Annotated in this window: 22 protein-coding genes; 14 read left to right on the top strand and 8 right to left on the bottom strand. The window is 70.7% G+C overall.

Annotation, left to right across the window (positions count from 1 at the left end; genetic code table 11):
* Positions 1-165: 165 nt before the first annotated feature.
* Positions 166-1,785, bottom strand: coding sequence for an MFS transporter (locus tag P2Q00_RS25775; protein ID WP_275775091.1), 1,620 nt, complete (start codon positions 1,783-1,785; stop codon positions 166-168).
* Positions 1,786-1,851: 66 nt separating this feature from the next.
* Between P2Q00_RS25775 and P2Q00_RS25770 the strand changes: the two genes are divergently transcribed.
* The 3 genes from P2Q00_RS25770 to P2Q00_RS25760 all read left to right on the top strand — a co-directional run bounded on the left by P2Q00_RS25770 (position 1,852) and on the right by P2Q00_RS25760 (position 4,735).
* On the top strand, positions 1,852-2,478 hold the full coding sequence (locus tag P2Q00_RS25770) for a TetR family transcriptional regulator (RefSeq protein ID WP_275775090.1): 627 nt from the start codon (positions 1,852-1,854) through the stop codon (positions 2,476-2,478).
* 124 nt (positions 2,479-2,602) lie between these two features.
* A complete protein-coding gene (locus P2Q00_RS25765; RefSeq protein ID WP_275775089.1) occupies positions 2,603-3,820 on the top strand; it encodes an alpha/beta hydrolase in 1,218 nt (405 codons plus the stop codon).
* A 57-nt stretch (positions 3,821-3,877) separates the two neighbouring features.
* Positions 3,878-4,735 (top strand): DUF4429 domain-containing protein, encoded by an 858-nt coding sequence (locus P2Q00_RS25760; RefSeq protein WP_425579626.1) that lies wholly within the window; start codon positions 3,878-3,880, stop codon positions 4,733-4,735.
* Between the two features lie 85 nt (positions 4,736-4,820).
* Here the strand turns inward: P2Q00_RS25760 and P2Q00_RS25755 are convergent, their stop codons facing one another.
* Together P2Q00_RS25755 and P2Q00_RS25750 are read right to left on the bottom strand one after the other, a co-directional pair.
* Positions 4,821-5,837, bottom strand: a complete 1,017-nt coding sequence (locus P2Q00_RS25755; protein WP_275775087.1) for an aldo/keto reductase — start codon at positions 5,835-5,837, stop codon at positions 4,821-4,823.
* Positions 5,834-6,304 carry a MerR family transcriptional regulator gene (locus P2Q00_RS25750; RefSeq protein WP_275775086.1) on the bottom strand — a complete coding sequence of 157 codons (471 nt, stop codon included), beginning with the start codon at positions 6,302-6,304 and terminating at the stop codon, positions 5,834-5,836. Before P2Q00_RS25750 ends, P2Q00_RS25755 begins: the two co-directional genes overlap by 4 nt.
* A gap of 97 nt (positions 6,305-6,401) precedes the next feature.
* Between P2Q00_RS25750 and P2Q00_RS25745 the strand changes: the two genes are divergently transcribed.
* Together P2Q00_RS25745 and P2Q00_RS25740 are read left to right on the top strand one after the other, a co-directional pair.
* Complete coding sequence (locus P2Q00_RS25745; protein WP_275775085.1) at positions 6,402-6,872, top strand: GNAT family N-acetyltransferase; 471 nt, start codon at positions 6,402-6,404, stop codon at positions 6,870-6,872.
* Between the two features lie 18 nt (positions 6,873-6,890).
* Positions 6,891-7,712: a serine hydrolase domain-containing protein gene (locus P2Q00_RS25740; protein WP_275775084.1), complete on the top strand. Its 822-nt coding sequence runs from the start codon at positions 6,891-6,893 to the stop codon at positions 7,710-7,712.
* A gap of 105 nt (positions 7,713-7,817) precedes the next feature.
* On the opposite strand, the gene P2Q00_RS25735 is transcribed toward P2Q00_RS25740, so the two are convergent.
* Positions 7,818-8,495, bottom strand: coding sequence for a pirin family protein (locus P2Q00_RS25735; RefSeq protein ID WP_275775083.1), 678 nt, complete (start codon positions 8,493-8,495; stop codon positions 7,818-7,820).
* Positions 8,496-8,568: 73 nt separating this feature from the next.
* Between P2Q00_RS25735 and fasR the strand changes: the two genes are divergently transcribed.
* The 5 genes from fasR to fabF all read left to right on the top strand — a co-directional run bounded on the left by fasR (position 8,569) and on the right by fabF (position 13,487).
* Positions 8,569-9,774, top strand: a complete 1,206-nt coding sequence (fasR, locus tag P2Q00_RS25730) for a fatty acid biosynthesis transcriptional regulator FasR (RefSeq protein WP_275775082.1) — start codon at positions 8,569-8,571, stop codon at positions 9,772-9,774.
* Positions 9,775-9,863: 89 nt separating this feature from the next.
* Positions 9,864-10,781 (top strand): ACP S-malonyltransferase, encoded by a 918-nt coding sequence (locus tag P2Q00_RS25725; protein WP_275775081.1) that lies wholly within the window; start codon positions 9,864-9,866, stop codon positions 10,779-10,781.
* A gap of 20 nt (positions 10,782-10,801) precedes the next feature.
* Positions 10,802-11,803 (top strand): ketoacyl-ACP synthase III, encoded by a 1,002-nt coding sequence (locus P2Q00_RS25720; protein WP_275775080.1) that lies wholly within the window; start codon positions 10,802-10,804, stop codon positions 11,801-11,803.
* 84 nt (positions 11,804-11,887) lie between these two features.
* Entirely contained in the window at positions 11,888-12,136 is a 249-nt protein-coding gene (locus P2Q00_RS25715; protein ID WP_030931809.1) for an acyl carrier protein, read from the top strand.
* 79 nt (positions 12,137-12,215) lie between these two features.
* Positions 12,216-13,487 (top strand): beta-ketoacyl-ACP synthase II, encoded by a 1,272-nt coding sequence (gene fabF, locus P2Q00_RS25710; RefSeq protein ID WP_275775079.1) that lies wholly within the window; start codon positions 12,216-12,218, stop codon positions 13,485-13,487.
* Positions 13,488-13,605: 118 nt separating this feature from the next.
* Here the strand turns inward: fabF and P2Q00_RS25705 are convergent, their stop codons facing one another.
* Complete coding sequence (locus P2Q00_RS25705) at positions 13,606-14,100, bottom strand: DUF3145 domain-containing protein (RefSeq protein ID WP_275775078.1); 495 nt, start codon at positions 14,098-14,100, stop codon at positions 13,606-13,608.
* Between the two features lie 266 nt (positions 14,101-14,366).
* On the opposite strand from P2Q00_RS25705, the gene P2Q00_RS25700 reads away from it, so the two are divergent.
* Both P2Q00_RS25700 and P2Q00_RS25695 read left to right on the top strand, forming a co-directional pair.
* Positions 14,367-15,254 carry an SGNH/GDSL hydrolase family protein gene (locus P2Q00_RS25700; protein ID WP_275775077.1) on the top strand — a complete coding sequence of 296 codons (888 nt, stop codon included), beginning with the start codon at positions 14,367-14,369 and terminating at the stop codon, positions 15,252-15,254.
* 15 nt (positions 15,255-15,269) lie between these two features.
* Positions 15,270-16,244: an aldose epimerase family protein gene (locus tag P2Q00_RS25695; protein WP_275775076.1), complete on the top strand. Its 975-nt coding sequence runs from the start codon at positions 15,270-15,272 to the stop codon at positions 16,242-16,244.
* A 156-nt stretch (positions 16,245-16,400) separates the two neighbouring features.
* On the opposite strand, the gene P2Q00_RS25690 is transcribed toward P2Q00_RS25695, so the two are convergent.
* Entirely contained in the window at positions 16,401-18,848 is a 2,448-nt protein-coding gene (locus P2Q00_RS25690; protein WP_275775075.1) for a beta-glucosidase family protein, read from the bottom strand.
* A 105-nt stretch (positions 18,849-18,953) separates the two neighbouring features.
* Between P2Q00_RS25690 and P2Q00_RS25685 the strand changes: the two genes are divergently transcribed.
* The gene (locus P2Q00_RS25685) at positions 18,954-19,532 is read left to right on the top strand and encodes a TetR/AcrR family transcriptional regulator (protein ID WP_275775074.1); all 579 of its coding nucleotides are present in this window, start codon (positions 18,954-18,956) and stop codon (positions 19,530-19,532) included.
* Between the two features lie 9 nt (positions 19,533-19,541).
* On the opposite strand, the gene P2Q00_RS25680 is transcribed toward P2Q00_RS25685, so the two are convergent.
* The gene (locus P2Q00_RS25680; RefSeq protein WP_275775073.1) at positions 19,542-19,880 is read right to left on the bottom strand and encodes a YrdB family protein; all 339 of its coding nucleotides are present in this window, start codon (positions 19,878-19,880) and stop codon (positions 19,542-19,544) included.
* A 164-nt stretch (positions 19,881-20,044) separates the two neighbouring features.
* On the opposite strand from P2Q00_RS25680, the gene P2Q00_RS25675 reads away from it, so the two are divergent.
* Positions 20,045-21,301, top strand: coding sequence for a pyroglutamyl-peptidase I (locus P2Q00_RS25675; protein ID WP_275775072.1), 1,257 nt, complete (start codon positions 20,045-20,047; stop codon positions 21,299-21,301).
* Here the strand turns inward: P2Q00_RS25675 and P2Q00_RS25670 are convergent.
* On the bottom strand, positions 21,291-22,082 hold the full coding sequence (locus P2Q00_RS25670; RefSeq protein ID WP_275775071.1) for an EI24 domain-containing protein: 792 nt from the start codon (positions 22,080-22,082) through the stop codon (positions 21,291-21,293). The two genes, P2Q00_RS25675 and P2Q00_RS25670, sit on opposite strands and share 11 nt — an antisense overlap.
* Between the last annotated feature and the right edge of the window lie 12 nt (positions 22,083-22,094).

Genomic DNA, 22,094 nt, shown 5'->3' with positions numbered 1-22,094 from the left:
CCGGTCGCCCTCCACCCCGTACGAACTTGCCCGAGGAACATGCCGTGTTGAGGGCTTGACCACTGTGGCCTGCGGCGCGCACCGGATGCGAGGAATCTTTAGCGTCTTCACCCTGATAGGCGAAGTCCGTTGAAAACCCGTCAGGTTCGCCGGGTTGTCCCCGCGTCAGATGTGGGCCGCGCCCGCACCCGCCTCCGCATTCTCGCCGCGCTTGGTGAGCAGGGCGACGAAGACCGCCACGACCGCGACGCCGCAGGCGACCAGGGACGCCAGGCTCATGCCGGAGATGAACGTGTCGTGCGCGACGTCCGCGATCTTCGCCGCGATCGCCTCCGGGGTGCCCTTGGCGACCGGGGCCACGCCGACCTGGACGGCCTCGGAGGCCTGGTCCAGCTGGGGCTGCGTGAGCGGCGGGAGTCCGGCGTCCTTCCAGTTGCCGGCCAGGTCGCCGTCGACCTTGGAGGCCATGACGGCGCCCAGCACCGCCGTACCGAGGCTGCCGCCGATCTGCATCGCCGCCTGCTGGAGGCCGCCGGCGACGCCGGAGAGCTCCATGGGCGCGTTGCCGACGATGACCTCCGTGGCGCCGACCATGACCGGCGCGAGACCGAGGCCGAGGAGGGCGAACCAGAGCGACATGACTGCGCTGCCGGTGTCCGTCTGGAGCGTGGACATGCCGTACATGGCGATCGCGGTGGCCGCCATGCCGCCGGCCAGCGGGATGCGCGGGCCCAGCTTGGTGATCATTGCGCCCGCGAGCGGGGAGCCGACGATCATCATGCCGGTGAGGGGCAGCAGGTGCAGGCCGGCGTCGATCGGGCTCATGCCGTGCACGTTCTGCAGGTAGAACGTCACGAAGAACAGGCCGCCCATGAACGCGATGGCCATCAGCACCATCAGCACGACGCCCGCCGAGAGCGGGATCGATCGGAAGAGGCCGAGCGGGATCAGCGGCTCCTTGACCTTCGTCTCCCAGAAGGAGAAGAGGACGAAGCCGACGAGCGAGACGGCTATGAACGTCCACGTCTTCCCGTCGCCCCAGCCCCAGGCGGGGGCCTTGATCAGGGCCCAGACCAGGCAGAACATCGCGCCCGAGAGCAGGGCTATGCCGAGGAGGTCGAAGGAGCGCGGAGCGTTCTCGGCGCGGTGGTCGAGCAGGATCAGCAGGCCCAGGACCAGGGCGATCGCGCCGACCGGCACGTTGATGAAGAACACCGACTGCCAGTTGACGTGCTCGACCAGGACGCCGCCGAGGATCGGGCCGCCGGCGGTGGAGGCGCCGATGACCATGCCCCAGATGCCGATGGCCATGTTGAGCTTCTCGGCCGGGAAGGTCGCACGCAGCAGGCCGAGCGCGGCCGGCATCAGCAGCGCGCCGAACAGGCCCTGGAAGACGCGGAAGGTGACGACCGCGGCGATGCTGTTCGACAGGCCGATGGCGCCGGAGGCGGCCGCGAAGCCGGTCACGCCGATCAGGAAGGTCTGCCGGTGGCCGAAGCGGTCGCCGAGCTTGCCGGCGGTGATCAGCGAGACCGCGAGGGCGAGGAAGTACCCGTTGGTGATCCACTGGACGTCGGCGAAGCTCGCCTTGAGGTCCTTCTGGATGGCCGGGTTGGCGATGGCCACGATGGTGCCGTCGAGGGCCACCATCATGACCCCGACGGCGACGGTGATGAGGGTGAACCACGGGTGGCCGCGCAGCCCGGCGGCCGGCGGCGCGTCCGACGGGGCTGCCGGCGCCTTGTCCCCCGGCCCCGTCGTGTCGATGGTGGTCTGACTAGTCATGTGTTCGAGGCTAGTGACAGTCGCTGACAATTGACAAACCAATTCACAAGTCAGTAACTGACGTATATGGAAACACTCCGCGAACGCAAGAAACAGCGCACCCGGGACGCGCTGCTGCGGGCCGCCGTCGAACTGTTCACCACCCGCGGGTACGACCGCACGACCGTCGACGACATCGCCGAGGCCGTCGACGTCTCGCAGCGCACCTTCTTCCGCTACTTCGCCGGCAAGGAGGAGGCCGCGCTCGCCCTGCAGGAGCTGGCGGTGGTGCGGTTCGTCGAGGCCGTGCGCGAGCGGCCGGCCGAGGAGGCGCCGATGGCGGCGCTGCGCCAGGCGGTCCTGGAGGGCTGGGACACCCTCCACGAGGTCATCGAGGCCGTCGTACCGATCGAGCTGTATCTGCGTATGTACCGGGTGATCGAGTCGACGCCCGTCCTGCTCGCCGCGCATCTGCGGCGCAACGAGGAGACCGAGGACACCATCGCGCGCGTGCTCGCCGAGCGCGAGGGCCTCGACGTGGCCGCCGACCCCCGGCCACGCCTGGCGGTGGCGGTCTTCGGCGGGGTGATGCGGGTGACGGAACGGCAGTGGAGCACCGGGGAGGACTTCAGCGTCGAGGCGATGCGCGCGTTGACGATTTCGTACCTCGAACAGGTGGGCCCCGCACTCACGGAGAGCTGGCGGACACGCTGAGGCACATGTGAGACACGCTGGGGCACAAATGAGACACGCTGAGGTCATCAGCACGTTTATCGAAACGTGATCCCCGTCACTCGACTCACGCGAGACCCTCTCGTTCTCCTAGTGTGTCCTCCCAGTGACTTCCTTCGACACCTCCCCGCAATTGAACGTCTGGCGCGCACTGCTCGCCCTGGCCGTCGTGTTCGTGATGCTGGCGACCACCGGGTGGACGGCCCTGCACAGCCACCGCTTGGTGACTCCGCTGCAGGCCTCGATCTCCTCCTGGGAGCACGGCCGCATCCACGGACACCGGCTGCCGGACCCCGACGCGTCCCCCGCCCGCCTCGCCCGCTTCTTCGCCTCGCTCACCGCTCAGGAACGCGCCCACCTCGCCCGCCGCTATCCCCTCGCGGTCGGCAACATGAACGGCGCGCCCGTCGCGCTGCGCTACCGCGCCAACCGTGTTGCACTCGCTGAGCAGCGCAAGGTCGAGCTGGGGCGCATGCACGACAGCCGGCTCTCGCCCGTCGGGCAGCAGGACGCGGGCCGCCGTATGCACCGCTATGAGTCGCTGCTGCACAAGGGCCGGCACATCCTCGCCTTCGACCCCGAGGGTTCGGGGCGGGTCGCGGAGGTGATCGGGAACCTGGAGCAGGCCGAGCGCGTGTCGGTCGTCGTCCCCGGCGTCGACACCGACCTGCTCACCTTCCAGAAGACCAACCGCCCGTATTCGGCGCCCGTGGGCATGGCCAAGTCGCTGTACGCGGCGGAGAAGGCGGCGAGCCCGACGACGCGTACGGCCGTGATCGCCTGGGCCGACTACACGGCGCCCGCCGGGCTCGGCATCGACTCGGCTACGGCGATGCGCGCGGCCGAGGGTGCGCTGCGGCTGAACGCGATGCTGCGCGGTCTGCCCGGCCGCGCGCCGGTGTCGCTGTTCTGCCACAGCTACGGCTCCGTGGTGTGCGGAATCGCCGCACCCTCACTGCCGCGCCGGGTGGCCGACATAGCGGTGGCCGCCAGCCCCGGCATGCGCGTCGAGAAGGCCTCCCATCTGCGCACCTCCGCCCAGGTGTGGGCGATGCGGGACGCCACGGACTGGGTCCAGGACGTGCCGCACCTGGAGGTCGGCGGGCTGGGCCACGGGGCCGACCCGGTGTCGGCCGCGTTCGGGGCACGGGTGCTGTCCGCGCGGGGCGCGAAGGGGCACGCCGGTTACTTCGAACCGGGCACGGAGAGCGTGCTGAACTTCGCGGAGATCGGTGTTGGCGCGTACCAGTCGGTGCACTGCGCACGCGAGGAGAGCGTGTGCCAGGAGGGTTTGTCCGGATCGACCGCGGCCCGACGCGCGTAGAGGCGCAGAAACTGCGGTCTGCGCGGGGTGGAGACGAAGGAGCGGGTCATGCCTACGATGAGCCGCATGGGTGATGTACTGGCCGGATTTCATGCCGCCTGGGAGTTCGAGTCCGACTCCGTGCTCATCCGTTACGAACGGGGGATTCGAACACCCAAGCTCTTCCAGGCGCTGGGGGAACGCCGAGTGCCTCTGGAGGCGATCTCCGGGGTGACGCTGACCCCCGGGAAGCGCGGCACCGTCGTACTGCGGGCCGAGGTGCGGCCCGGGGCCGATCCGTTGCTGGAGGCCGCGGCGGGACAGCTCAAGGAAGGGTGCGACCCGTACCGGCTGGTGCTGCCCGCCGAGCGGGACACTCTCGCCGAGTACTACGCCGATGAGCTGCGGGCGCAGCTGAAAGGCGACGGCGAGGCGGCCGAGCGGTATCTGGTGGCCGCGCCCGAGGCACCCCGGCAGTTCAAGGCGTACGACGCGAAGGCGTCCTTCGACGGGAAGACCGTGCACTTCCGGTGGTTCTGGACGGGGGCGTCCTCGGCGAAGTGGAAGGCCGGGGACCAGAGTTTTCCGGTCGGTGAGCTGAGCGGGGTGGAGTGGCGGTCACCCGAGGTGTTCGAGGGGCATCTGCGGTTGCTTCGACGCGACGCTGCGGCGGCTACGCAGGTGGATCAGGATCCGGGGGCTGTGGTGTTCGGGCTGGGGTACGGCCCGGTGCATGAGTCGTTGCCGTTTGCGGCGGCCGTGCTTGCAGCTGTGCGGGGCCGTGGAGCGGCGGCTGCCGTATCGGCCTCCGCGCCGCGCCGCGACCCCGCCGACATCGCCGAAAGGATCCGTCACCTGGGGGAACTGCATCAGGCGGGGCTGGTGACGGATGAGGAGTACTCCGTTAAGAAGGCGGAGTTGTTGGCGGAGCTTTAGCGTCTGCCGGGTTCGGTTCGTTGGCTGGTGCGGGTTGAGTGTGGCTGGTCGCGCAGTTCCCCGCGCCCCTAAAAGCGAATAGCCGCTACTCGCGCCCGGCAGAAGCGAACCGCATGTCCGGGTACCGCGTTCCCGCCACCTTTGACGCGATTGGCTCCAGCGCAGCCAGCTCGTCCTCCGTCAGGAGGATCGTCGTCGCCGCCGCGTTCTCCTCCACCCGGTGGCGCTTTGTCGTGCCCGGGATCTGGGCCACCGCGAGGCCGTGTACGTCCGCTCGTTGCTGGACCCAGGCCAGGGCGATCTGAGCCGGCGAGGCACCGTGTGCTGCGGCCACCGTGCGGATCGGTTCCAGGAGGGTTGCGTTGGTGGCCGCGTTGTCGCCCTGGAAGCGGGGCATCGTGCGGCGGACGTCGCCGTCGGTCAGGTCCTTCTCCGCGTTGGAGAAGGAGCCGGCGAGGAAGCCGCGGCCGAGCGGGGAGTAGGGGACCAGGGCCACGCCCAGTTCGCGGGCGGCCGGCACCACGTTGGTCTCGATGTCCCGGCTGAAGAGGGACCACTCCGACTGGACGGCGGCGATCGGGTGCACGGCCTGCGCGGCGCGCAGTTCGTCGGCGGTGACCTCGCTGAGGCCGAGGTGCTTGACCTTGCCCTCGCCGACCAGCTCGGCCATGGCGCCGACGGTCTCCTCGATCGGCACGTTCACATCGCGCCGGTGCATGTAGTAGAGATCGATGACGTCGACGTCGAGGCGGCGCAGGCTGCCCTCGACGGCCTGGCGGACGTACGGGGCGTCGCCGCGGATGACCCGCTTGGTGCGGTCGCCCGCCGGGACCCGTACGCCGAACTTGGTCGCGATGACGACGTCGTCCCGGTGCGCCTTGAAGAAGGGCGACAGGAAGCGCTCGTTGTCGCCGTCGCCGTAGCCCTCCGCCGTGTCGTACAGCGTGACGCCCAGCTCCAGGGCCCGCTCCAGGGCGGCCCGCGACTCCTTCGCGTCGGCGGGGCCGTAGGCGAAGCTCATGCCCATGCAGCCGAGGCCCTGTACGCCGACCTCGGGGCCGTCCGCGCCGAGTCGTACGGTCGGGATCCTGCTGTCCGTCATCGCGCCTTCTCCGCCTCGTAGGCACGGGCGCGGTCGGCGTCCGCGTAGAAACTGATCTTCCGGTCGAGCACCGCGAGGGTGTCCTGCAGCTCCGCGATCCGGGTCAGCACGTCCCGGCGGGTCTGCTCCAGCAGCTCGAACCGTTCGCCGAACGTGTGGTCGCCCTCGCGCACCAGCTCCGCGTACCGCACCATGTCGGCGACCGGCATACCGGTGAGCCGGAGCTTGCCGACGAGGTCCAGCCAGTCGAGGTCGCGGTTGCTGTAGCGGCGCTGACCCGTGTGCGAGCGGTCCACGTGCGGCATCAGGCCGATGCGCTCGTACCAGCGCAGGGTGTGCGCGGTCAGGCCGGTGAACGCGACGACCTCGCTGATCGTGTAACTGTCCTGGCCTTCGGGGCGCCGGTGCGCCTGGGGTGGGGCGCTGCAGCTGTCGGTCCTGGTGGGCGTGGTCTCCATCACCGTCATGGCCTCAACGCTATGGCCTTCGAGTGCACTCCAAGCAAGCGGAACCGGTAAGAAATCGGCGGGACATGGCGCGATGGCGGTGACTAGCGTGCGGGTCATGAGTCTTGTACGCCGGGCCGTGCCCGAGGACGCGCCGGAAGTGCTGCGGCTGCGCCAGGTGATGATCGATTCGATGCCGGGGTCGGATCCTGCCACGGACTGGCACGAGGAGTCACTGCCGGGGCTGCGGGAGCGGCTGGGCGAGGCGGACGGGAGCTTCGCCGCGTTCGTCGTCGACCATCCGGAGCGGCCGGGGGCGCTGGCGGCGCTGGTGGCCGGGACGGTCGACTACCGGATCGGGAAGGCGGGCGATCCGCACGGGACGGTCGGTTACGTGTTCAGCGTCGCAACCGACCCGGACGCGCGCCGTCGCGGCTACGCGCGCGCGTGCATGGACACACTGCTGGACTGGTTCCGCGAGCGCGGTGCCGCGCGGGTGCACCTGACCGCGTCCGCGGAGGCCGAGCCGCTGTACGTCTCCCTCGGTTTCAAGCCCAAGCCGGACCCTTTGCTGGAGCTCAGGTTGTGAGCGCTTAGGCTCGTCCGCATGTCCTTGCAGAGCCTTGCGCTGATCGAAAACTGGCCGGTTCCCACCGCCGCGGCGGGTGTGGTGCGTGGCGACGGCACGGTCCTCGGCACCCATGGCCCGGCAGGCCACCGCTTCCCGCTCGCCTCGGTCACCAAGCCGCTCGCCGCGTACGCCGCCCTCGTCGCGTACGAGGAGGGGGCGATCGAGCTCGACGAACCGGCCGGGCCGCCCGGCTCGACGGTCCGCCATCTGCTGGCCCACACCTCGGGGCTGGCGTTCGACGAGCACCGGGTGACGGCGCCGCCCGGGGAGCGGCGGCTGTACTCCAACGCCGGGTTCGAGCAGCTCGGCGACCACATCGCCAAGGCGACGGACATCCCGTTCGGGGAGTATCTGCGGCAGGCGGTGCTGGAGCCGTTGGGGATGACCGGCACGTCCCTGGAGGGCTCCCCCGCCAAGGACGGCGTCTCGACGGTCGAGGACCTGTTGCGTTTCGCGGCCGAGGTGCAGGCGCCGCGCCTGCTGGACCCGCGTACGGTCGCCGAGGCGATGACGGTCCAGTACCCGGGCACGAAGGGCGTCCTGCCGGGGTACGGCCACCAGAACCCGAACGACTGGGGCCTGGGCTTCGAGATCCGCGACTCCAAGTCCCCGCACTGGACGGGGAGTTCCTCGTCGCCGCGGACCTTCGGGCACTTCGGTCAGTCGGGTACGTTCCTGTGGGTCGACCCGGATGCGGGGGTGGCCGGCGTGGCGCTGACGGACCGGGCGTTCGGGCCTTGGGCGGTCGAGGTGTGGCCGGTGTTCACGGATGCGGTGCTGGCGGAGCTGCGGGGCTGAGGTCGGCGGGGACACCGAGGGTTTTTCGCCCCCGCCGCCCCTGCCCTTCCCGTCCCTGGGGGCTGCCGCCCCCAGACCCCCGCTTCGGCCTGAACGGCCTCGTCCTCAAACGCCGGACGGGCTGGTAAATCCCGCCATCTCCCAGATCAGCAGCTCCGCCTCCGTCACCCCCACGACCTCCACGTCCTTGGCGTCCGTGATCCGCGCCGCATCCCCCGGCCCCAACTCCTCGCCGTCCAGCCGCACTTCGCCGCCTACGACGTGGACGTAGACGTACGGCCCGTCCGGCACCGCCGTCCGCTCCCCCGCCCCCAGACGCCTCACGTGGAGCATGGCGCCCGCCTCCGGGACCGCGTACGGCGTCGAGTCCGCGATGCCGTGGACGATCTCGTATGCGGGGTCGCCGCCGGGCTCGCGGGGGGCCAGCCACATCTGGACGAAGGTCAGGGGGGTCGGGCCGTCGTTGCGCTCCACGTGGCGCACGCCCGCCGCCGAGCTCAGCCGCTGGACGTCCCCGTGCCGGACCGTCGTCTCGTGGCCGAAGGAGTCACGGTGGGTCAGCTCGCCCTCGACCACCCAGGTCACGATCTCGGTGTGGCTGTGCGGGTGTTCGTCGAAGCCGGCGCCGGGGGCGAGGCGCTCCTCGTTGCAGGCGATCACCGCGCCGAAGCGGAGGTTGTCGGGGTCGTAGTGCGGGCCGAAGGAGAAGGCGTGCCACGACTCGATACCGGCTGCCGGGTCGCCCCCTGAATAGCGCTCCACGGCGCGCCGTACGTCCATCACGAACACCACGGTAGACCTGAGGGGCTGTACCCGGCGACGCACACTCCCGTCCGGATAAGGCAGTCTTGTCCCCGTGCCCGAACCCGAAACGAGCAAGCCCGAAGCCGCCGCGTCCGGCGTCCACTCGCACGCCGCGACCCTGAAGCGACTGGAGAAGTCCTCCGGCTCTCTCGCCGCGCAGGCCATCGCGCGCATGGACGAGACGCTGCCGTGGTACCGGGCGATGCCCCCGGAGAACCGTTCCTGGATCGGGTTGGTCGCCCAGGCCGGTATCGCCGCGTTCACCGAGTGGTTCCGGCATCCCGATGCCCCGCAGGCCATCTCGACCGACGTGTTCGGGACCGCGCCGCGCGAGCTGACCCGGGCGATCACGCTGCGGCAGACCGTCGAGATGGTGCGCACTACCATCGAGGTCATGGAGAGCGCGATCGACGAGGTCGCGGCTCCCGGCGACGAGAGAGTGCTGCGCGAGGCGCTGCTCGTCTACGCCCGCGAGATCGCCTTCGCCACCGCCCAGGTGTACGCCCAGGCCGCCGAGGCACGCGGTGCCTGGGACGCGCGGCTGGAGTCCCTCGTCGTCAATGCCGTGCTGAGCGGTGAGGCCGACGAGGGGGCGGTGAGCCGGGCCGCCGCCCTGGGGTGGAACGCCCCCGAGCATGTGTGTGTCGTCCTCGGGACCGCCCCCGACGGGGACTCCGAGCTGACCGTCGAGGCGATCCGGCGGGCCGCCCGGCACGCCAAGCTGCAGGTGCTCACCGGGGTGCTCGGGGACCGGCTCGTCGTCATCGCCGGTGGCAGCGACAACCCGATCGCCGTGGCCAAGTCGCTGATCGGGCCGTATGCGGCCGGGCCCGTGGTGGCCGGGCCCGTGGTGGCCGATCTGCTGGCCGCGACCCGGTCCGCGCAGGCCGCGGCCGCCGGGCTCAAGGCGTGTTCCGCCTGGCAGGACGCCCCGCGGCCGGTGCTCGCGGACGATCTGCTGCCGGAGCGCGCGATCGCCGGCGACCCGAGCGCGCGCGAGCAGCTGGTGGAGGAGATCTACAGACCGCTGGAGGAGGCCGGCTCGGCGCTTCTGGAGACGCTCTCCGTCTATCTCGAGCAGGCGAGCAGTCTGGAGGGGGCGGCCCGGATGCTCTTCGTTCACCCGAACACCGTGCGCTACCGGCTCCGACGTGTGACTGACGTCACCGGCTGGTCACCTTCCGATGTACGCTCCGCGTTCACGCTGCGGATCGCGCTGATCCTGGGGCGTCTGGCCGATGGAGATCTCCCGGCCTAGCGTTTTGTCGGGGGCCTACAAAACCCCTTCGTGTTCTTCGTCCCTGTCCTCACGGGCGGCAGTGGCCGTCCACAAGAGAGAGTGTGAGAGTGCTCGTACTCGTCGCTCCCGGCCAGGGCGCCCAGACGCCCGGCTTCCTGACTCCCTGGCTCGACCTCCCCGGTGCCGCAGACCGCGTCGCCGCGTGGTCGGACGCCATCGGACTGGACCTCGCCCACTACGGCACCCAGGCCGACGCGGATGAGATCCGCGACACCGCCGTGGCCCAGCCGCTGCTCGTCGCCGCCGGCATCCTGTCCGCCGCGGCACTCGGTGCCATCACGCCGGGCGCCGTCGCGGGCCACTCCGTCGGCGAGATCACCGCCGCCTCCTTCGCGGGCATCCTCGACGACACGGCCGCGCTGACCCTCGTACGCAAGCGGGGTCTGGCCATGGCCGACGCCGCCGCGATCACCGAGACCGGTATGTCGGCGCTGCTCGGCGGCGACCCGGAGGTCTCCGTCGCGCACCTGGAGAAGCTGGGTCTGACCCCGGCGAACGTGAACGGCGCGGGCCAGATCGTCGCCGCGGGCACGCTGGAGCAGCTCGCCGCGCTGAACGAGGACAAGCCCGAGGGCGTCCGCAAGGTCGTCCCGCTGAAGGTCGCCGGCGCCTTCCACACGCGCCACATGGCGCCCGCGGTCGACGCGCTGGCGAAGGCCGCCGCCGAACTGGCCCCCGCCGACCCGAAGTTCACGTACGTCTCCAACAAGGACGGGCAGACGGTCACGACCGGCGCCGAGGTGCTGGAGCGGCTGGTCGGCCAGGTCGCCAACCCGGTCCGCTGGGACCTGTGCATGGAGACCTTCAAGGAGCTCGGCGCGACCGCGATCATCGAGGTCTGCCCCGGCGGCACGCTGGTCGGCCTCGCCAAGCGCGCGCTGCCGGGCGTGAAGACCCTCGCGCTCAAGACCCCCGACGACCTCGACGCGGCCCGCGAGCTCATCGCCGAGCACGCCAACGCCTGACACCAAGGAGCCGTACGAACATGTCGAAGATCAAGCCCAGCAAGGGCGCCCCGTACGCGCGCATCCTCGGCGTGGGCGGTTACCGCCCGACCCGGGTGGTGCCCAACGAGGTGATCCTCGAGACGATCGACTCCTCCGACGAGTGGATCCGTTCGCGCTCCGGCATCGAGACCCGGCACTGGGCCTCCGACGAGGAGACCGTCGCCGCGATGTCGATCGAGGCGTCGGGCAAGGCGATCGCCGACGCCGGCATCTCCGCCGAGCAGATCGGCGGCGTGATCGTCTCGACCGTCTCGCACTTCAAGCAGACCCCCGCCGTGGCGACGGAGATCGCCGACAAGCTGGGCACGAACAAGGCCGCCGCCTTCGACATCTCGGCGGGCTGCGCGGGCTTCGGCTACGGCCTCACGCTCGCCAAGGGCATGATCGTCGAGGGCTCCGCGGAGTACGTCCTCGTCATCGGCGTCGAGCGGCTGTCCGACCTCACCGACCTGGAGGACCGGGCCACGGCCTTCCTGTTCGGCGACGGCGCGGGCGCGGTCGTGGTCGGCCCGTCCCAGGAACCCGAGATCGGCCCGACCATCTGGGGTTCCGAGGGCGACAAGTCCGAGACGATCAAGCAGACCGTGCCGTGGACGGACTACCGCGACGGCGAGGTCGCCAAGTTCCCTGCGATCACGCAGGAGGGCCAGGCGGTGTTCCGCTGGGCCGTGTTCGAGATGGCGAAGGTCGCCCAGCAGGCGCTGGACGCGGCCGGAATCACCGCGGACGACCTGGACGTCTTCATTCCCCACCAGGCCAACGAGCGGATCATCGACTCGATGGTGAAGACGCTGAAACTGCCGGAGCACGTCACGGTCGCGCGTGACGTACGCACCACCGGCAACACCTCGGCCGCCTCGATTCCGCTCGCGATGGAGCGGCTTCTGGCGACCGGCGAGGCGAAGAGCGGCGACACCGCGCTCGTCATCGGCTTCGGGGCGGGTCTCGTGTACGCCGCGACGGTCGTTACCCTCCCCTAGGCACTCCGTGCCGGATCATCATCGGATCCGGCACGGGATTCAACACAGCCACACCCTCTGGATTACTACGAAGGAGCGCCTGACATGGCCGCCACTCAGGAAGAGATCGTCGCCGGTCTCGCCGACATCGTGAACGAGATCGCCGGCATCCCGGTTGAGGACGTCCAGCTGGACAAGTCCTTCACCGACGACCTGGACGTCGACTCGCTGTCCATGGTCGAGGTCGTCGTCGCCGCTGAAGAGCGCTTCGACGTCAAGATCCCGGACGAGGATGTCAAGAACCTCAAGACGGTCGGCGACGCGACCAACTACATCCTCAAGCACCAGGCCTGAGCCTTTTAGGCCCGGCTGCATTGCCCCGCCACCCGGCGGTGGCGCCGCTGAATCCCGATCCGTTGGAGAAAGAATTCCCGTGAGCCCGACCAATCGCACCGTGGTCGTCACCGGTATCGGCGCAACCACACCGCTGGGTGGCGACGCAGCCTCTACCTGGGAGGGCCTGATCGCCGGCAAGTCCGGTGTGAAGCCCCTGGAGCAGGAGTGGGCCGCCGAGCAGGCGGTCCGCATTGCCGCGCCCGTCGCCGTGGACCCTTCCGAGGTCATCCCGCGGCCGCAGGCCCGCCGCCTGGACCGCTCGGCGCAGTTCGCGCTGATCGCGGCCAAGGAGGCCTGGGCGGACGCCGGTTTCACCGACAAGGCCGGTGAGGACGCCAGCATCGACCCGGACCGGCTCGGTGCCGTCATCGCCTCCGGCATCGGCGGTGTGACGACCCTCCTCGACCAGTACGACGTGCTCAAGGAGAAGGGCGTCCGCCGCGTCTCCCCGCACACCGTCCCCATGCTGATGCCGAACAGCCCCTCCGCCAACGTGGGCCTGCTCGTGGGCGCCCGTGCGGGCGTGCACACGCCGGTCTCCGCCTGCGCGTCGGGCGCCGAGGCCATCGGCTACGCCATCGAGATGATCCGCACCGGCCGCGCCGACGTCGTCGTCGCGGGTGGCACGGAGGCGGCCATCCACCCCCTCCCCATCGCCGCGTTCGGCAACATGATGGCGATGTCCAAGAACAACGACGACCCCGAGGGCGCCTCGCGTCCCTACGACGTCGCCCGTGACGGCTTCGTCCTCGGCGAGGGCGCCGGCGTTCTCGTCCTGGAGTCCGCCGAGCACGCCGCCAAGCGCGGCGCCCGCGTGTACGCGGAGGCGGTCGGACAGGGCGTCTCCTCCGACGCCCACGACATCGTGCAGCCCGAGCCCGAGGGCCGCGGCATCGCGCACGCCCTGCAGAACCTGCTGGAGCGCACCGACCTGAACCCGGCCGAGATCGTGCACGTCAACGCGCACGCGACCTCGACGCCGGCCGGTGACGTGGCCGAGCTCAAGGCGCTGCGGAAGGTGTTCGGCGACGAGGCCGACCACATGGCGGTTTCCGCCACCAAGTCGATGACCGGCCATCTGCTGGGTGGTGCGGGCGGTGTCGAGTCCGTCGCCACGATCCTGGCGCTGTACCACCGGGTTGCTCCGCCGACCATCAACGTCGAGAACCTCGACCCGGAGGCGGAGGCGGCTGCGGACATCGTCCGTGGCGAGGCCCGGAAGCTGCCCGTTGAGGGCCGTATTGCGGCCCTCAATGATTCCTTCGGGTTCGGTGGGCACAACGTGGTGCTGGCGTTCCGTACGGTCTGATTTTTTGCCGTGAACGGCGTGTGGCCCGCTCCCCGGGTTGGGGGCGGGCCACATGTTGTTTGTTTGTCTGCGGGCCGGTGGGGGTTGATCGCGCAGTTCCCCGCGCCCCTAAAAGCACCTACACGACCTGGTGGAGCCAACGAACCGGTGCTCCCTCACCCGCATACCTGAAAGGCTCCAACTCGTCGTCCCACGGCTTTCCGAGCAGCTTGGTGATCTCGGACTCCAGTTCCGTCTCGCCCTGTTGTGAGCGGACCAGGGCTGCCCTCAACCGGTCCTCGGGGATGAGGATGTCGCCGTGGATGCCGGTGACTGCGTGGAAGATGCCGAGGTCGGGGGTGCAGCTGTAGCGTTCGCCCTCTGCGGTGGGGCAGGGCTCGGCGGTGACTTCGAAGCGGAGCAGGTGCCAGCCGCGCAGTGCGGAGGCCAGTTTGGAGGCCGTGCCCACCTCGCCCTGCCAGGAGAACTCCGAGCGCCAGGTGCCGGGCGCGGCGGGCTGCCGGATCCAGTCGAGGTTGACGCGCGTGCCGAGCACCCCGGCGACGGCCCACTCGACGTGCGGGCACAGCGCGCGCGGTGCGGAGTGCACGTACAGAACCCCACGTGTCGTCACCGGGACCTCCGGGCAGAGCAGGACAATCTGGCGAACTGGCGGACGATGTGGCCGGGCGGCCACGTTGAGGGCGAGGCTACCGTGCGGCGGCGCAAGGAGTGTGACGTACCGTCGGTCCCGGTGCGCTGAAACGTCCGCCATTCACCCGGCAGGACGCTTGTACGGGTGTGAACCGTTGCATGGTGCGTGGATCGGGAACTCTCGCGCGTTGTTATGGGGGGACACATCTGTACGTAGTGGGACTGGACCGAGGGGATCGCCGGCGTATGCGGAAGCCAAGCCACCGTTCACGGGCCGTTCTCGCCGCCGCGGCGGTGACCGTCCTGGGCGTCGCCGGCTGCGACGCAGTCGGTGGCAACTCCGCCGGGCCCACGGGCACCACGGCGCACAGCGCGAAGCCGGCACCGACTTGGGATGTGAGCCCCCGTTCGATCGCCGCGGTCGGTGACTCCATCACCCGCGGCTTCGACGCCTGTACGGTCCTGTCGGACTGCCCCGAGGTGTCCTGGGCGACCGGCAGCAGCGCCAAGGTGGACAGTCTCGCCGTACGGCTGCTGGGCAGGGCGCAGGCGGCGACGCGCAGCTGGAACTACGCGGTGACCGGGGCTCGGATGGCGGACCTGCCGGGCCAGATGGCGCAGGCGGCGACGCGCAGGCCGCAGTTGGTGACGGTGATGGCGGGGGCGAACGACGCCTGCCGGGACAGCACCTCCGCCATGACCTCGGTGGACAGCTTCCGCGCGGACTTCGAGGACGCGCTGGGCACCCTGCGCAGGTCGCTGCCCAGGACGCAGGTGTACGTGGCGAGCGTGCCGAACCTGAAGCGGCTGTGGTCCCAGGGCCGCACCAACCCGCTCGGCAAGCAGGTGTGGAAGCTCGGCATCTGCCCCTCCATGCTGGGCGACGCGGACGCGCTGGACTCGGCGGCCACGCTGCGGCGGGACACGGTGCAGAAGCGGGTGGAGGCGTACAACAAGGTGCTTCGGGAGGTGTGCGCGAAGGACCGGCGGTGCCGGTTCGACGGGGGCGCGGTGTACGACTACCGGTTCGGGACCGACCAGTTGAGCCACTGGGACTGGTTCCACCCGAGTGTGAACGGCCAGGCGCGGCTGGCGGAGATCGCCTACCGAGCCGTCACCGGCAAGAAGGGGTGACCTAAAGTTCCGCACATGAACGAACTCTTCGGCACACTTTCCGACGGCACCCAGGTCCACCGCTGGACGCTGGAGCGGGCCGGTGTGCGGGTGCGGATCCTGTCGTACGGCGGGATCGTGCAGTCGGTGGAGGTCCCGGACCGGGAGGGGCGTACCGGGGACGTGGTGCTGGGGTTCGCGGACCTGGACGGCTATCTCACCCACCCGGAGCCGTACTTGGGCGCGCTCATCGGCCGGTACGCCAACCGGATCGCGGGCGGCCGTTTCCCGCTGGACGGGGTGACGTACGCCCTGGAGCCGAACAACGCGCCCAACTCCCTGCACGGCGGCCCGCGCGGCTTCGACAAGCGGGTGTGGGACGTGACGCCGGACGGGGCGCACGGGGTGCGGCTGAGCCGGGTGAGCCCGCACGGGGAGGAGGGCTTCCCGGGGCGGCTGGAGGTCTCGGCGACGTACACGCTGGACGCCGACGGCGCGCTGCGGATCGCGTACGAGGCGGTGACGGACGCGCCGACCGTGGTGAACCTGACGAACCACAGCTACTTCAACCTCGGCGGCTCGGGCAACGCGGGCGGCCACGAACTGCGGCTCGCCGCCTCCCGCTGCACCCCGGTCGACGCCGATCTGATCCCGGCCGGTGACCCCGCCGACGTGACGGGCACGCGCTTCGACTTCCGTCGGGCGCGGAAGGTCGGCGCCGGGTACGACCACAACTTCGTGCTCGACGGCGGGGTGACGGAGGCCGCCCGGGAGGTCGCCGAGCTGTACGACCCGGCGTCCGGCCGCGTCCTGACCGTGGCGACCACCGAGCCCGGCCTCCAGCTGTACACCGCGGACCATCTGTCCGCCCCCTTCGCCCCCGGCGACGGCATCGCGCTGGAGACCCAGCACTTCCCCGACTCCCCGAACCGGCCGGACTTCCCGAGCACGGTGCTGCGGCCGGGCGGGGTGTTCCGGTCGGAGACGGTGTACGGGTTCACCACCGGCTGAGCAGGCGCCCCAAAGGGGCGCGGGGAACTGCGCGACCAGCCACGACGCACCGGCAGACGACAGACGCCCCGTCACGGCACAACCCGCGGAGCGCACTGCCCCGGTCCAGGGGTCAGGTCCCGGACCGGGGCTGTTCGTGGGGCGACTCGTCCCCGATCAGACGTTAATCGTCGCGGTGAGACGACGGTCGGTGATCGAGCGGCTCACCTGGATTTCGTACGAACCCTTCACAAATGACCATGAGCCGACCGCCTCGTCCCACACCTCGAAGGCACGGCGGGGGATGTCGACGACGGCCTCGGCCGTCTCCCCCGGTCCCGCCTCGACGCCCGCGAAACCCGCCAGCCGGCGTGCCGGGCGGTCGGGGCCGGGCTCGGCCGGCGCCAGGTAGACCTGCACCACCTCCCGGCCCGGGCGCTCGCCGGAGTTGCGGACGCGGATCCTGGCGGTGGTGCCGTTGCCGTCCACCTCGACGGACTCGTACGTCCAGTCGGTGTAGCCGAGGCCGTGGCCGAAGGGGTACGAGGGGGTCCGCCCCTCCCTCTCCCAGGCGCGGTAACCGATGAAGACGCCCTCGTCGTAAGGGAGTTGGCCGTTCTCCGGGACCACCTGGGTGACCGGGGCGTCGGACAGGGAGCCCCAGGTGGTGGGGAGGCGGCCGCCCGGCTCGTACGCGCCCGTCAGCACCTCCGCGAGGGCCGCGCCGCCCTCCTGGCCGGGGAACCAGCTGAGCAGGACGGCGGCGACGTCCTCGCGCCACGGGAGCTCGACCGGCGAGCCGGAGTTGACGACCACGACGGTGTTCGGGTTGGCGGCGGCGACGGCGCGGACCAGTTCGTCCTGGCGGCCCGGGAGGGTGAGGTCCTTGCGGTCGAAGCCCTCGGACTCCACGCGGTCGGTGGTGGCGACCACCACGACGGCGGTGTCGGCGGCGCGGGCGGCCGCCACGGCCTCGGCGATCAGCTCGTCGCCGTCGCGCTGCGGTTCCTGGTGGGCGAGGGCGAAGGCGACGACCTTGAAGGGGATCTCCTCGGGGAGCGCGAAGACATGGGTGAGGGAGACGTCGACCGGCTCGCCGGCGGTCAGTTCGGGCTGGGCGCGGGGCACCGGGGAGCCGAAGAACGCCTCGAAGGGGTCGCTGTCGTCGGCGGGGCGCTGGACGTCGTCGTAGTACGTCGTGCCCGCGACGGTGAGGGTGAAGGGGCCGGTGCCCTTGATGCCGAAGGTGTGCGGGCCGGTGTCGCGCGGGGTGAAGGTGCCGGTCAGCTCGACGGTGTGCAGGCGGTCGTGGGTGACGCCCTCGGGGAGGTCCGAACCCATCCACTGGATCTGGCCGCCCGGTGCGGAGCCCGTGCCGATGACGTTCCCGTCGGCGTCCCGGCAGACGGCCCGCAGCTCGAAGCCCTTGTCCGCCACGGCGAGTTCGGTGTTCGGGTCGGCGCCGACGGCGTAGGTGAGGGTGTCTTCGGGGAGGGCGGCGGTGAGGCCGTCCAGCGGGGAGACGATGCGGGCCGGGAAGACCGTCGCCGAACCCCCGCCGAGGACGCGGGCGTCGCGGGCGGCGGCGCCGATCAGCGCCACCGTGCCGGGCTTGAGGGGCAGGGCACCGTTGTCGTTCTTCACGAGGACGAAGGCGCGGCGGGCGATCTCGCGGGCCAGTGCGATGCCGTCGACGGTCTCGGGCGGTTCGGTGACGGCCGGCTCGGCGCTCTCCAGGGCGCCGACGCGGGCGGCGAGCCGCAGGACGTTGCGGACGGCCTCGTCGACGACGGCTTCCTCGACCCTGCCGTCCCGGACGGCCCCCGCGAGGGGCGGGCCGTACACGGTCCGCGGGCCGGGCATGGCGACGTCGAGGCCGCCTTCGATCGCCGCGACCGTCGACCGGGCGGCCATCCAGTCGGAGACGTTGTAGCCGTCGAAGCCCCATTCGCCGCGCAGGACTTCGTTCACGAGATACCGGTGCTCGGTCATCGTCGTGCCGTTGACCGTGTTGTAGGCGGTCATGATGCCCCAGGGGTGGGCGTTCTCGACGATGAGCTCGAAGGGGGCCAGGTAGAGCTCGCGCAGCGCGCGTTGGCCCACCAGGTTGTTCACCGTGAAGCGGTCGGTCTCGGCGTCGTTGGCGACGAAGTGCTTGACGGTGGTGCCGACGCCGCCCGACTGGACCCCCTGCACATAGCCCGCGCCGATGGCGCCCGTCAGATACGGGTCCTCGCTGTACGCCTCGAAGTGGCGTCCGCCGAGCGGGGAGCGATGGAGATTGACGGTCGGGGCGAGGAGCACATGCACGCCCTTGCGGCGCGCCTCCTGCGCGAGCAGCGCGCCGGCGCGGCGGGCGAGCTCCGGGTCCCAGGTGGCGGCGAGGGCGGTCGGGGAGGGCAGGGCGATGGACGGGTCGTCGGCGGTCCACCGCACACCGCGCACCCCGATCGGCCCGTCGGACATGACGATCGACCGGAGACCGATCTCCGGCAGGGCGGGCAGGGACCACATGTCCTGACCGGACAGCAGCCGGGCCTTGGCGTCCAGGTCCAGCTTGCCGAGCGCCGCCTCCACGGCTGCCTCACGGGCCCGGTCGCCGCTGTTTCCCGGGGTTGTCGCCATCGCGGTGCCTCCTCGTCGAGTCCTGTCGTCCTGCGCCAATCGTGCACCTCGCTACCTGTAACGCGGTAGGTTTCGTGATGATTCCGTAATATTTGCTGTACGAGGATGTCGTACGGTGACGCCATGAACGCCAGGCTCAGGAGCGAGGAACGGCGCGCGGAGATCGTGCGGGCGGCGCTGGAGGTGATCGCCGAGCGCGGTTACCGGGGTGCGAGCCTGGCCGCGGTCGCGGAGCGCGTCGGGCTCACCCAGCAGGGGCTGTTGCACTACTTCCCGACCAAGGACGCGCTGCTGGTCGCCGTACTGAAGGACCGGGACCGGTGGGATGCCGTCCCGGCCACACAGTGGCGCATCGACCTCCTGGCCTCCCTCGTCGAGTACAACGCGATGCGGCCCGGCATCATCCAGACCTTCTCGGCGCTGCTGGGCGAGAGCGTGACGGAGGGGCATCCGGCGCGGGCGTACTTCACCGAGCGGTACCGGCAGGTGCGGGAGAGCATGGCGTCGGTGCTGCGCGCCGAGTACGGGGAGCGGCTGCCGAACGGCCTGACGCCGGAGCGCACGGCCCCGCTGCTGGTCGCGGTGATGGACGGTCTGCAGTACCAGTGGCTGCTGGACCCGGAGTCGGTGGACATGCCGGGGGCGTTCCGGGACTTTCTGGCGCTGCTGGGCGAGGAGGTCTGAACTCCCCCGCTACTGCCGCCAGATGACGGCGAGGGTCTTGCTCACGGCGCAGACGGCGGCGAAGGCGATGGCCCATCCGGCGGCACCGGCGGCGAGGAGCGCGGCCACCCCGGCCCCGAACCACAGCAGTTCGAAGCCGACACGGACCGCGCCGCGCGTCTTGTGCGACGCCTTCTGCGAGCCGAACAACGCCCACAGCACGATGAGTACGGCCGGGGCACCGAGGCCCAGCAGCCAGGCGAGCGGGGTCGCGACGTCCCGGGTGAAGCCCCAGTAGCCGACGGCTGCGAGGGCGCCGAGTTCGATGAGGAAGAGGACGCCCAGGTTCGCTGCCTTCGCTGTCTTCACAGCGGAAGTATCACCTGCCGGCCCGCGCCGCCGCCATGATTTCGATCGGCCGATGATGCACACCCGACACACGGGCACCATGGCGTAGACCACTTCCGTCGAGCGATACTGCGGCCGTCCGCACCACGCTCCCCCACGACGGCGACGGAAGGACCTGAACTCCCTTGAATTCCATACGCGTTCGGATCGGTGTACTCGCGGTGGCTCTGCTGGCCGGGTTCGCCGCACCCACCACGGCGACCGCCGCCGGGACGGCGCCCTCCCCCACCGTCGAGGAGCAGCGGCTCGACAAGGCCGTGCCGCAGGAGATCCTCGAACGGTCCGGGTTCGACGATGCGGCACCCGGGCTTGCCCGCTCGCTGGACGGGGTCCGTTCCTATGCGCAGGCCCGCCGCATCGTCGTACACGAGGGGTCCGCGCTGTGGCGGCGGGCCGTGGAGCGGGCGCAGGGGCGTGGGCCGGCGGGTGGGGATCTCACCCGGGACGACGACCGGCCGTTGTACTGGGCCCGGCTGGGGATGACGCGGGAAGTGCGCACCTGGGAGCCCGAGTTCGGGCTGAGTGACCAGCAACGGGCCGCGCTGATCGATGCGTTGGAGCGCACCTCACGTGGGCAGACCGATGTGCGCTACCCGCAGGGCGGCAAGGGCTTGAGGCGCGTGCTGGTCACAGGCTTCGACCCGTTCACGCTCGACCGGGACATCCGGATCTCCAATCCCTCCGGGGCGACCGCGCTCGCGCTCGACGGCACGGTGATCCGGACGGCGGACGGGCCGGCCCGGGTCGAGACGGTCGTGTTCCCGGTGCGTTGGCAGGACTTCGCGGAGGGGACCGTGGAGCGGACGCTGCGGCCGTATCTGAAGAAGGTCGATCTCTTCATGACCGTGAGCCAGGGGCGGGTCGGGCGGTTCGACGTGGAGCGGACCAACGGGGCCTGGCGGGGCGGGTTCCCCGACAACGACAACATCGGGCGGACCGAGACCGTCCCGGTGAGCGATCCTGCCTCGCAGCCGCAGTGGACGACGACGACCCTGCCGTACAAGGAGATTGTCGCCGCGAACACCGGTCGCTTCCCCGTGTACGACCACACCGAGGTCACCGAGATCCCGGCGGGCGGTACGGATGCGGTGGTACGGCCGGACGGGCCCACTGCGGGGTCCACGGCCCGTGCCGGTGGCGGCGGGAACTATCTGTCGAACGAGATCGCCTACCGAGCGACCCTGCTGCGGGACCGGCTCGGGCTGCACGACACCCTGCCGGGCGGGCATGTGCACACGCCGGTGCTGCAGTTCGGGACGGGCAACACGGATCCGGCGACGGGGACGGTGACCGATCCCGAGTTCGTGCGGAACCGGGTGGACATCATCGCTCAGGTGCGGGCGATCCTGACCGTGGCGGCGGACGCGACGTTCAGAAAGTGACCTGCTCGTCCTCGTCCGCCTCCGCGCCCTCGCCGGTCTCCTCGCCCAGCAGCTCCCGTGCCAGCAGCGTCGCGCCCGCGACCGCGCCCGGCATCAGGAACACCGCCACGAACGGGACCAGAAAGGCCAGGCCCAGCGGGGTGCCGAAGCCCCAGACCAGGGTCTTGCGGGAGCGGAGCAGGGCGAGGCGGGCGCGGAGTTCGACGCCGCGGCGCTGGAGAGCGACGGCGGTCAGTTCCTCGGTGAGGAAGAAGCCGGTGACGAAGAAGCCGATCACCGGGACGACCGTCTGGCCGACGAGCGGGATGAAGCCGCAGGCGAAGAGCAGGACGCCCCAGAGCAGTGCGCGCACGACGATACGGAGGCTGTCGCGGGCCGAGATCCACAGTTCCCGCCAGAGGGGGAGGCCGGACTCGGGGGCGGTGCCGTCGGGCGACACGTCCGCGTCGACCTTCTCGGAGAGGTTCTCGTAGAAGGGCTGGCCGATCAGCAGCGTCACCGCGGTGAAGGTGAGGACGGAGAGGAGGAGGGCCAGGGCGAAGAGCACGGCGGTGAGGAAGCCGCGGAAGAGGCCTTGCCAGGGGGTGGACCAGTTGTCGGCGAACGGGGTGGCCCAGCCGACGAAGTCCTCGCCCCACACAGCCAGGGAGACGAGCGCGGCCGCGTACAGGATGAGGGTGATCAGGCCCGGGAGCAGGCCGAAGCCGTACTGCTTGCCGTGCCTGGCCACCCATCGTTGACCCTGCAGAAGGTAAGTGAAACCCGCCCCGAGATCGCGCATGGCGAAACCCTA

The sequence above is a fragment of the Streptomyces coacervatus genome, from assembly GCF_029223485.1.
Classification (GTDB): Bacteria; Actinomycetota; Actinomycetes; order Streptomycetales; family Streptomycetaceae; genus Streptomyces; species Streptomyces coacervatus.
This window is presented reverse-complemented; position numbering and strand designations above follow the sequence as displayed.

Bases quoted from the DNA above. Each gene is read 5' to 3' on its own strand.
- P2Q00_RS25775 (WP_275775091.1), bottom strand. From the start codon at position 1,785: ATGACTAGTCAGACCACCATCGACACGACGGGGCCGGGGGACAAGGCG.
- P2Q00_RS25770 (WP_275775090.1), top strand. From the start codon at position 1,852: ATGGAAACACTCCGCGAACGCAAGAAACAGCGCACCCGGGACGCGCTG.
- P2Q00_RS25760 (WP_425579626.1), top strand. From the start codon at position 3,878: ATGAGCCGCATGGGTGATGTACTGGCCGGATTTCATGCCGCCTGGGAG.
- P2Q00_RS25755 (WP_275775087.1), bottom strand. From the start codon at position 5,837: ATGACGGACAGCAGGATCCCGACCGTACGACTCGGCGCGGACGGCCCC.
- P2Q00_RS25750 (WP_275775086.1), bottom strand. From the start codon at position 6,304: ATGACGGTGATGGAGACCACGCCCACCAGGACCGACAGCTGCAGCGCC.
- P2Q00_RS25745 (WP_275775085.1), top strand. From the start codon at position 6,402: ATGAGTCTTGTACGCCGGGCCGTGCCCGAGGACGCGCCGGAAGTGCTG.
- P2Q00_RS25740 (WP_275775084.1), top strand. From the start codon at position 6,891: ATGTCCTTGCAGAGCCTTGCGCTGATCGAAAACTGGCCGGTTCCCACC.
- P2Q00_RS25720 (WP_275775080.1), top strand. From the start codon at position 10,802: ATGTCGAAGATCAAGCCCAGCAAGGGCGCCCCGTACGCGCGCATCCTC.
- P2Q00_RS25715 (WP_030931809.1), top strand. From the start codon at position 11,888: ATGGCCGCCACTCAGGAAGAGATCGTCGCCGGTCTCGCCGACATCGTG.
- P2Q00_RS25700 (WP_275775077.1), top strand. From the start codon at position 14,367: ATGCGGAAGCCAAGCCACCGTTCACGGGCCGTTCTCGCCGCCGCGGCG.
- P2Q00_RS25695 (WP_275775076.1), top strand. From the start codon at position 15,270: ATGAACGAACTCTTCGGCACACTTTCCGACGGCACCCAGGTCCACCGC.
- P2Q00_RS25690 (WP_275775075.1), bottom strand. From the start codon at position 18,848: ATGGCGACAACCCCGGGAAACAGCGGCGACCGGGCCCGTGAGGCAGCC.
- P2Q00_RS25685 (WP_275775074.1), top strand. From the start codon at position 18,954: ATGTCGTACGGTGACGCCATGAACGCCAGGCTCAGGAGCGAGGAACGG.
- P2Q00_RS25670 (WP_275775071.1), bottom strand. From the start codon at position 22,082: ATGCGCGATCTCGGGGCGGGTTTCACTTACCTTCTGCAGGGTCAACGA.